The sequence below is a fragment of the Rhodopirellula maiorica SM1 genome (assembly GCF_000346295.1).
GTDB classification, from domain to species: domain Bacteria; phylum Planctomycetota; class Planctomycetia; order Pirellulales; family Pirellulaceae; genus Novipirellula; species Novipirellula maiorica.
Genome location: NZ_ANOG01000001.1, coordinates 1 through 9835, shown reverse-complemented (window position 1 = coordinate 9835; position 9835 = coordinate 1). Strand labels below are relative to the sequence as shown.

Below are 9835 nucleotides of genomic sequence, written 5' to 3'. Positions count from 1 at the left end.
AATTGGGGGCTCCTTGGCCTGACGAAGAGGCACCGGAGGCGACAACGCAAACGCCTGATTTCGATTTGCAGCAGCGTAAAAAAGATCACTGGGTTTGGCAGCCTGTGCAGTCGCCGTCACTTCCGGCGGTCCAGGACGCATCATGGCCCAAGGCGGAACTCGATTATTTCATTCTGTCGAAACTTGAGCAGAACGATCTGCATCCGGCCGAGGAAGCTGAACGGGCCGCGATCCTGCGGCGGGTGTACTTTGATTTGATCGGGTTGCCGCCCACGCCCGAACAAACCGCCACATTTCTCAGTGATTTATCACCGGGGGCACTCCGACGCTTGGTCGACGATCTATTGGAATCGCCTCAGTTTGGCGAACGTTGGGGGCGGCATTGGTTGGACTTGGTGCGATACGCCGAATCGCGAGGACACGAGTTTGACGATGATGCATTGAACGCATATCAGTATCGCGACTACGTCATCCGCGCCTTCAATGCGGATGTGCCGTACGATCAACTTGTCCGCGAACATATCGCCGGTGACCTGTTGACGCAGCCGCGGTTGAATTCCGAAGACGGGTTCAACGAATCGATACTGGGGACCGGTTTTTGGTTCCTCGGCGAATGGGTGCATTCGCCGGTCGATATCCGCAAAGACGAAGCCGATCGCTTTGACAATATGGTCGACGTGATGTCAAAAACGTTCTTGGGCGTGACCGTTTCTTGTGCACGTTGTCACGACCATAAATTTGACGCGATTTCGACTGCGGATTACTACTCGTTAACAGGATTCCTGCAGAGCAGTGACTATCGGCAAGTGCGTTTCGAGTCGTTGGAACACAACCGCCGGGTGGCCGAGCGGCTTGCCAAAGTCGACCAGGCTTATCGTCAGCGAGTGGCGGGGCTGATCCGCCAACATGGTGGCAAACTGCCTGAACCAGTCGCCTTGCCATCGGTGATCGCTGACTTGCTTGTCATGGACTACCAGACGTTGCCCGCGGATCAGTACATGCAGGACGGATTTATTTTCGGCGATGCTCCGCGACGCGCCGGTGATGCATATTTGGATGTTAGCGAATCGAAGCCAACGATCCGAGTGGCGTCACATGGTTCGGCAATCAGCGATCCGCTGTGGAATGGGCTGCAGTCGCTCAGAGAAACCGGAATGCAGAATCGCAGCAAGCTGAAGAAACTGCCACGCAGCGGCCGAACCTTGCGAACCCCGACGTTCGAGTTAACCGGGGATCGAGTCCTGTGCAGGGTTCGTGGCGAAGGTCACGTCGTGGTCTGTGTCGATTCGCATCGCTTGATCGCCGGTCCACTGCACGGCGAAACGGTGCAAAAGATTCCCGGCAATGCGACATCAGTGGAACTGAACTTGGCTCGTTATCTCGGCCATCGACTGCATCTGGAATTTACGCCGGAAATCGACAAGCAGCTTGAAGTGCAGTGGGTAATCCAAGGAACAGCCGAGCAGATCAAGCAGGCCAAGGCAAACGGGGCATCCGCGTTTCAAACCGCAGATACCGCGAGCGTGTTTGATACGGTGAACGTTGCCGCCGCCGGAAATGGATTAGGAGCAAAGCAAGAGCTTGCCGAACAGTTGCAACAAATCGCCGTTGCCTGGGCGGACGAACGCGAACTGTTGCGGTCGCAAATCATGAAACCGTCGCACACCGCGATGGCGATGATGGACGGCAGCGGTGAAGACGCTGCGATTTTCATTCGCGGCAATGCGTCCAAGCCCGGCGATATCGAGCCACGTCATTTTCTGACAGCCGTGGCGGGCGAAGGTCCGATGGAAATCAAATCGGGCAGCGGGCGGCTCGAATTAGCACAGCAGATCAATGATCCCAGCAACCCGCTGACCTCGCGAGTGATTGTCAATCGCATTTGGCATTACTTGCTTGGACGCGGCATCGTGCCAACCACCGATGACTTTGGCGTGCTTGGGCAAAGACCCACCCACCCCGAATTGCTTGATCACTTGGCGACTCGTTTTCAGCACGACGGCCAAAGTATCAAGCGAATGATCCGTTACATCGTATTGTCGCGAACGTATCAAATGTCCAGCCGTGTGAGCCCGGATGCGGCTCAGGCGGATCCAAAAAACTTGTTGTGGCACCATCGTCCTCCCAAGCGACTCGAAGGAGAGGCGATTCGCGATTCGTTATTGGCATTGTCCGGTCGACTTGACAAAACGATGTTTGGTGAGCCCGTACCGATTCAATTGACTTCGTTCATGGATGGGCGCGGACGCCCCAAGACCAGCGGCCCGCTCGATGGAAACGGTCGCCGATCGATTTATATCTCGGTCCGTCGCAACTTCCTTTCGCCATTCATGCTGACCTTTGATACGCCAGTTCCCTTTAGCACGATGGGACGACGAAATGTGTCCAACGTGCCCGCGCAATCGTTGATTCTGATGAATGATCCGTTTGTCGTACAGCAAGCGAGACGATGGGCTGAGCAGGTGATGAATGATTTTCCGGATACGCATGACCGCATTCAGTGGATGTACGAATCGGCGTTTGCACGTCAACCGTCCGCACGCGAGATCGCGGTGGCCCAAGCCTATTTGGCGTCCGAACACGGTGATTCCGAATTGGATGCGTGGGCCGATTTTGCTCACGCACTGATCAATACCAAGGAGTTTATTTTCCTGCGATGACACACCAATACACCTATCCCTGCCAACGTTATCAATCGGGCCCCACCTCGCGTCGTGAGATGTTGACGCGGTGTGGTAGCGGTTTTGCTGCCGTGGCACTCGCGGCGCTCGGGCAAGACAAAGCGTTTGCCGCCAGCGGCTCCTCACCCGATCTCGGCTTTGCAGACCATGGTCCGCACCATCAAGTCCGCGCCAAAAATGTGATCTTCTTGTACATGGACGGCGGCCCGTCGCAAATCGACACGTTCGATCCGAAGCCGTTGTTGGACAAGTACGATGGCCAAGATCCCGGCAAACTATTTAACGTCGAGCCGACTCAGTTCAATAACAACGGCAACGTGTTGGCGAGCCCATGGAAGTTCAAGCAATACGGCCAATCCGGTATCCCGGTTAGCGACTTGTTTCCTCACGTGGCGACGTGTGTTGACGAGTTGGCGGTGATGCGATCGATGGTGTCGGAGTTTCCAGAGCACACCTTTGCAAACTATTTCCTGCACACCGGCAGCGGACTGCAGGGGCGGCCGAGTATGGGAGCTTGGGTGAATTATGGATTGGGCAGCGAGTCTCAGAATTTGCCTGGTTTCGTGGTCATCAATGGCGGGCTGATTCCGCCCGGCGGACTTGATTGTTTTGGTAGCGGATTTCTTCCCGCCACCTACCAGGGGTCCGTGTTCAAACCATCGGGGTCGGGAGTGGCAAACATCCTCCGCACCGAGCCGAGTGACAAACGACAACGCGATAAATTGGACTTCGTTCGCCAATTGGACGGTTTTGCCGAACAGAACTTTGGGCGTCATGACAGCCTCGAATCGGCGATTAAAAACTACGAACTCGCTTATGCGATGCAGATGGCGGTACCCGAGGTGATGTCGCTCACAGAGGAACCGGCTTGGATCCAGCAGATGTATGGAATGGAATCGGAATACGAGCCGACGCGAACTTATGCGGCTCAGTGTTTGATCGCTCGACGTATGATCGAAAGTGGGGTGCGTTTTATCGAGTTGACCTGCCCCAAAGTTGGTGGTGATCGCTGGGACCAACATTCGAACCTAAAGGCAGGGCACGAGAACAACGCCCGCGCGGTCGATCAACCGATCGCCGCACTGTTAAAAGACCTTCGCCAACGTGGTTTGCTGGATGAGACGTTGGTGGTGTGGGCGGGTGAATTCGGACGCACTCCGTTTGCACAAGGCGCCAACGGTCGCGATCATAATCAATTCGGTTTCACCGTTTGGATGGCCGGCGGCGGAGTCAAACCGGGCACGATCTACGGCGCAACAGACGAATGGGGGTACAAGGCGATCGAAAATCGAGCCGAGGTTCATGATCTGCATGCGACCATGTTGCATCTGATGGGCGTGGACCACACTCGCAGCACCTTCCGATTCGGGGGGCGCGACATGCGATTGACCGATGTCAAAGGCCACGTGATTCACGACGTTATCGCGTAACATCTCTCGAAAATCGACTTTCTGAAGCGAAACTCGCCAAACGTTTCGGGCTTGAATGTGGGGTGCGCTTCCGGCTTGTCATCAAGCAGAGATGGCCTGGGGATTTTTGGCAAGATCCACGACGTCATGATCACGCTCCGGGGCCTGCTGCCCCACATGGCCCCCGCGAATTCTGGTTACACTATAGAGTTCTACCGCGGTGCCTCTCGTTCGCATCGCTGTGATCGATCATCCGTAAAACACCATGCTTCCGTTCACCGTGGCTTCGATATCACCCTCACCCTATGTCACGCGTCTGCCCCTGGAAAACTGACTTTATGAAAAATACCCTGTTTATTGCTGTCGTCATGCTATGGTTCGCAACGGCGGGATTGTCCTATGCTGCGGACCGTCCCAATGTCGTGTTGTTGTTGGCGGATGATATATCCCAGGATGACATCGGTTGTTATGGACATCCGACGATTCAAACACCACATATTGATGCGTTGGCAGCCAGCGGGATGCGGTTTGACAACGCTTACTTGACGACTAGCAGCTGCAGCCCGAGTCGCTGTAGTATCATCACGGGACGCTATCCGCATAATACCGGTGCACCCGAGTTGCATACCGAGCTGCCGTCCGGATCGGTGTTGTTTCCCCAGTTGTTGAAAGACGCCGGCTATTACACGGTGTTGTCGGGTAAACATCACATGGGCAAAAATGCCAATGTCGCTTTTAGTAAAATCTCCAAAGGCAAAGGACCTGGCAAAGAAGGGGACTGGGTCCAGATCCTTGAAAAACGTCCTCAGGACAAACCTTTCTTTTGTTGGTACGCGTCGACCGATGCACATCGCGATTGGGCTTTCAGTGACGAAGCACCAAAATACGAACCCGACGACGTCGTCGTTCCTCCGTACATGGTCGACGCCCCGAAGACTCGCGAGGACCTCGCCAGCTATTACCACGAAGTCAGTCGATTTGATCATTACGTTGGCCAAGTCGTCGCAGAGCTGAAACGCCAACAAGTGTTCGACGACACTCTAGTGATCGTGATGGCCGATAACGGGCGTCCTTTTCCGCGTTGCAAAACTCGGTTGTACGACAGCGGCATCAAGACGCCGTTCGTCGTGCATTATCCAAGTGAGGTCACAAAGGGAGTTACCGACAGCTTGATCAGTTCCATCGACATCGCTGCAACCGTGCTGGATTTGGCTGGCATTGAAAAAGACCAGCGGATTCAAGGTGTCAGTTTCGCTCCGATTTTAAAAGATACTTCGGCCCGCGTTCGCGATGTCGTGTTTGCTGAGCACAATTGGCATGTGTACCGCAATCACGAACGACTCGTCCGTTTCGGTGACTGGCTCTACATTCGCAACAATTTCCCGGATCAACCAAACCTCTGTGTCGAAGCTTATCTGGGTGGTGCTGGCGAGGATTTGTGGGCTGCCAAAGCAGCGAACGAATTGACCGAGCCGCAACAGAATGTCTTCTTGAATCCGTGTCCCGCCGAAGAGCTTTACCATACCGGCAAAGACCACGATCAACTAAATAACCTCGCTACAAATCCCGAGACACAACAGGTCCTCGAGAAAGCTCGCGGCTTGCTGACGCAGTGGACCGAGCAGACCGGCGATACCATACCGGCGAATCCCACTCCCGATCGTGACGCACCGCCCGGCTCCCCTGCGAAAGACCGCAAGGCATTCAAGTACGGCGAGTTGCCTGGAGCGGCCTCCGGGGCGACCGATATCAATCATCCTGGTCCCATCCGGCTTCCGTAACAGGAACTCCCCAAGCGATTCGCTCCATTTTACCGTTCAAGCGTTTCACTATTCGTAGCGAAACTCGCCAACAGTTTCGGCCCGTGTCGCGATCCGAATCCGACGACGCGATTTTTGAGACTGCAGATGGTGTCTATACGGGCAAAAGCCTAAAACGTTAACCCCGGTTCGCCTAATGGGCTAAGGCCGAGTTTTGTTGTCAAGCGAAAACACCATCGCAACGCATCAATGCGTAACGATGGTGTTTGGGGATTGGACGCGCCACTGAGTTCGCAGTCGGCGTAGGGTTACCGCCGAAGCTAGGCTGCTTTGCGAGTCGCTTTGGAAGTACTGCTTTTTGCAACCTTGGGTTCTTTGACCGCGACCGGCTTCTTAGCGGCAGCAGGCTTCTTAGCGGCGGCGGGTTGCTTAGCAGTGGAGGGCTTCTTAGCAACCGACGTGGCTTTTGCAGCAGGGCTATTCTTGGCAACCGGAGTCTTTTTGGCGATCGAACGCTTCTTCTCGGTCGACGGTGTGACAGTAGCGTCGGTGACCTTTGCTACCGACGGAACCTTTGCTGCCATAGACGATTTTGCAGCCGAGGCTGTCTTGGCCGCGGGAGTCTTTTTGGCGGGACTCTTCTTGGCGGGCGACGAGGTTTCGGTGGCTGCGGTATTCTTCGACATTTTTGTTTCCTATTGAAACTTGACGAAATTCTTAGGCGAAAGTGCCTGTGCAGAGTGAAATATCAGATTCCAGATTAGTTGAGAAATAGCATTTACCCTGTTTGGGTTAGCGATTCTGGAAAATAAATTACCCCCACAGCGAAGTTTCGGACCGCTTGCGTCCCCTAACCGCGACGAACCGAAATCCATTACTGCGAGTGCCTGGTTATTCGCCCGATTGTCCCCGCGGCGGCGATTTCCTAAAAAGGGGAGATCGATTGATGTTAATCGCAAGCGGCATCGCTGGCTTTGTGATGCACGTCGAATCAACTCCGTTCAAACCCAGCCTTTTCAGGGATGCAGAATCATGTCGGTCAAGCGAGTCGGAATCCTTACCGCCGGTGGATTGGCCCCGTGCCTGTCGTCGGCCATCGGTGCACTCATCGAATCCTATACAGAGAAAGCTCCTGAAGTTGAAATTCTTTGTTACCGATCGGGTTACAAAGGACTGTTACTAGGCGATAGCTTTCTGGTCACGCCAAGCGTTCGTGAGCATGCCAAGGTGCTGCACCAACACGGTGGCAGCCCGATTGGCAATAGTCGTGTGAAGCTGACCAATGTTGCCGATTGTGTAGAACGTGGGTTGGTCCAAGAGGGCCAGGATCCACTGCACGTTGCGGCCGAACAGCTGAAAACCGATCGCGTCGACGTGTTGCACACGATTGGCGGTGATGACACCAATACCACTGCGGCCGACTTGGCAGCGTTTCTGGCACAAAACGACTATGACCTGACCGTCGTTGGATTACCCAAGACGATCGATAACGACGTCATCCCGATCAAGCAAAGTCTGGGCGCATGGACGGCGGCCGAACAAGGCGCACGTTTCTTCGAGAACGTGGTCGCCGAACACAACGCCAACCCACGCATGTTGATCGTTCACGAAGTGATGGGGCGCAACTGCGGTTGGTTGACCGCGGCAACGGCGAACAAGTATCGCGAACGTCTCGACGAACTCAATTTCTTGCCGGAAACCGGGCTCAGCCGTGAACGCAAAGAAGTGCACGGCGTTTACATTCCTGAGATGCATTTCGAACTTCAGCAGGAAGCGGATCGGTTGCGAGCGATCTTGGACGAGATCGATTGTGTCAACATCTTCATTTCCGAGGGCGCCGGGGTCGACACTATCGTGCAAGAAATGGAGTCGCGTGGCGAAGAAGTTCCCAAGGACGCCTTTGGTCACTACAAACTGGATGCCGTGAACCCCGGCAAATGGTTCGGTCAACAATTCGCCAAGATGATCGGTGCCGAAAAAGTACTGGTCCAAAAAAGCGGCTACTACAGTCGGGCCGCGCGAGCGAATGAGCAAGATATCGAGCTGATCGCCCGCTGTGCAAACAAGGCCGTCGAGTGTGGTTTGTCGGGCGACAGCGGCGTGGTCGGACAAGACGAAGAACGTGGCGACGAATTGCGAGCGATTGAGTTCGAGCGAATCAAAGGCGGAAAGCCATTTGACATCGGTTCGACATGGTTCGGAAAACTGCTAGGCGAAATCAAACAGCCCAAGGGCGACGTGGTCGAAACCGAGCACGTGTAAAGAGACTCTGGTTCCGTCGCAGCCTGCGACGGTGGGCAGCCGATCGATTCACGGGATGGCCGTGGATGGAGGCCGTGTGGAAATTTCCTCGCGGTCACGAGCCATTACCGCGTGATCTTTCTGTCATCGATCTTTCTGTCTACCTTTCCGCAGAATCATCTGCGCTCGAGAATTTTTGCTAACGTCTCACACGTTGCACGACCTCAATCCGCAAAAGTCGGGGCTGTTTAGTGCCGACGTGGTTCGATTGATCATGCCGCAAGGGAGGACGCGACGAAATGTCGTGGCCTGGGACGCGTGTCCCAGGTATTGGGTCGGCAATGTTATTCGAAGTCCCGAAGTGATTTCAGAAATCCACACGCAGTCTTGTTTATCCGCCAATGCATTGGTTACGGCGTGACTTGAATTTGTAACTCAGGTCTTGCATTTTTGAGTGCCGCCAACTCATTAGGGTCCACAGGGGTGTCGATTATCAGCACGGAATCCAAGGCGGCCATATGGTGTAATGGTTCGAGCGTATTGATGCCTTGGGCGTGGATAGTGAGTTGCTTCAAATGGGATAGTTTCGGTAAAGCTGAAAGATCAAGCTGTGTGTCAGACCCAATGTTGAGCGTAGTGAGCTTTCGCAACTTGGCGATTTGATTGAGGTTACCGAGCGCCGGATCATAGGCGAGTACTTCCTCGATGTCGTGAACGTAGTCCGGGCCAAACAGCGGTTCGACTGTGCCACGAGAGTCGCGAGTAGCCGGGTCTGCGAATCCGGCATGCTGTGGATCAGAATCGTAACGCCACAATCCAGTGTGTATGCTATCGAGCCAAACCGTGGCGTCCCGCTGATTAGCGGCTGAATTGTGGATGTGTGAAAACCATGCCGCCGATACGGCCACTGCGGCAAGAAGCGTTGCCAGCGAGAATTTCATTCGCCGTTTCATGTTGCCATTACTTCATTGGGGTAACGTTGCAAGTCACAGGGAACGCGAGGAAGCGTATCCGAGAACCAGGCACCCTAAATCGCGTGTGCTAGGCTAGTATAGCGGTGTCTCTCGGGTGTTAGGTTAAGCTCTGCGTCCACGGTCTGCCACCGATTTCTCGCTAGGACATCACTTCACACACTTCTTTTCTGCCGTCGAGCGTGCACCGTGCATATAAGCACTCACGCGAATGAGCGTTGATGGGAACTCGGACGCGACGGCGCGGCACAAATTGCCGGCTCGCTTCTTACAAGGGGGGTAGCACGGTGATGCACTCCCCAATCCGGTCCTCCACTTTTATTCAAAAATGAACGCAACCTAAGGTTACGGCAGGAAAGTATCTGCATCGCTAAAGCATCAAGGATAATGCAGTTGCAAATGATCAGCACCTGGGAAAGGAAGGTTAGAACATGGAAGGTTAGAACATGGGGAACGCACGAACGTTGGTGATTTGGTTCCAGCATAACCCCTTCTATCGAGCCTGCTTCGGCGGAGGATACTACTGGAGGCAACCAGAGCATCAGTATAGCTGGGGCGCCGAGCAGCAACGGCGGCGTTTACGGAGATCATGCGGTCAATTAAAAATCATCGCCATCTCGTTTTCGAGAATATGCTGCCGCGGCGGTGGAAGGGTGCCCGTTTTTCCTGTGGGAACGAAGCCGCAAGATTCGTAGAGCCGTATCGCTGGGATGTTTGGATTGGCAACATCGAGAACAAGCTGGCGGTAATTCTCACTTTGTGCCCACTTGATT

Annotated in this window: 7 protein-coding genes; 4 read left to right on the top strand and 3 right to left on the bottom strand. The window is 54.5% G+C overall.

Features of this window, described 5'->3' with window-relative positions; translation table 11 throughout:
- From RMSM_RS00030 to RMSM_RS00020, 3 genes are all read left to right on the top strand, one after another.
- Positions 1 to 2660, top strand: a 2660-nt coding sequence (locus RMSM_RS00030; protein ID WP_040763242.1) for a DUF1549 and DUF1553 domain-containing protein, incomplete at its 5' end; no start/stop codon positions are given.
- A gap of 59 nt (positions 2661 to 2719) precedes the next feature.
- Positions 2720 to 4111 carry a DUF1501 domain-containing protein gene (locus tag RMSM_RS00025; RefSeq protein WP_040763246.1) on the top strand — a complete coding sequence of 464 codons (1392 nt, stop codon included), beginning with the start codon at positions 2720 to 2722 and terminating at the stop codon, positions 4109 to 4111.
- Between the two features lie 317 nt (positions 4112 to 4428).
- On the top strand, positions 4429 to 5871 hold the full coding sequence (locus RMSM_RS00020) for a sulfatase family protein (RefSeq protein ID WP_040763240.1): 1443 nt from the start codon (positions 4429 to 4431) through the stop codon (positions 5869 to 5871).
- 299 nt (positions 5872 to 6170) lie between these two features.
- Here RMSM_RS00020 and RMSM_RS37930 read toward each other — a convergent pair whose 3' ends face one another.
- The gene (locus RMSM_RS37930; RefSeq protein WP_081613950.1) at positions 6171 to 6536 is read right to left on the bottom strand and encodes a hypothetical protein; all 366 of its coding nucleotides are present in this window, start codon (positions 6534 to 6536) and stop codon (positions 6171 to 6173) included.
- Positions 6537 to 6882: 346 nt separating this feature from the next.
- Between RMSM_RS37930 and RMSM_RS00010 the strand changes: the two genes are divergently transcribed.
- Positions 6883 to 8112 (top strand): pyrophosphate--fructose-6-phosphate 1-phosphotransferase, encoded by a 1230-nt coding sequence (locus RMSM_RS00010; protein WP_008689636.1) that lies wholly within the window; start codon positions 6883 to 6885, stop codon positions 8110 to 8112.
- Between the two features lie 389 nt (positions 8113 to 8501).
- On the opposite strand, the gene RMSM_RS00005 is transcribed toward RMSM_RS00010, so the two are convergent.
- Together RMSM_RS00005 and RMSM_RS43665 are read right to left on the bottom strand one after the other, a co-directional pair.
- On the bottom strand, positions 8502 to 9032 hold the full coding sequence (locus RMSM_RS00005; RefSeq protein WP_040763239.1) for a hypothetical protein: 531 nt from the start codon (positions 9030 to 9032) through the stop codon (positions 8502 to 8504).
- A 625-nt stretch (positions 9033 to 9657) separates the two neighbouring features.
- Complete coding sequence (locus tag RMSM_RS43665; protein WP_008689631.1) at positions 9658 to 9834, bottom strand: GNAT family N-acetyltransferase; 177 nt, start codon at positions 9832 to 9834, stop codon at positions 9658 to 9660.
- Position 9835: the final 1 nt, after the last annotated feature.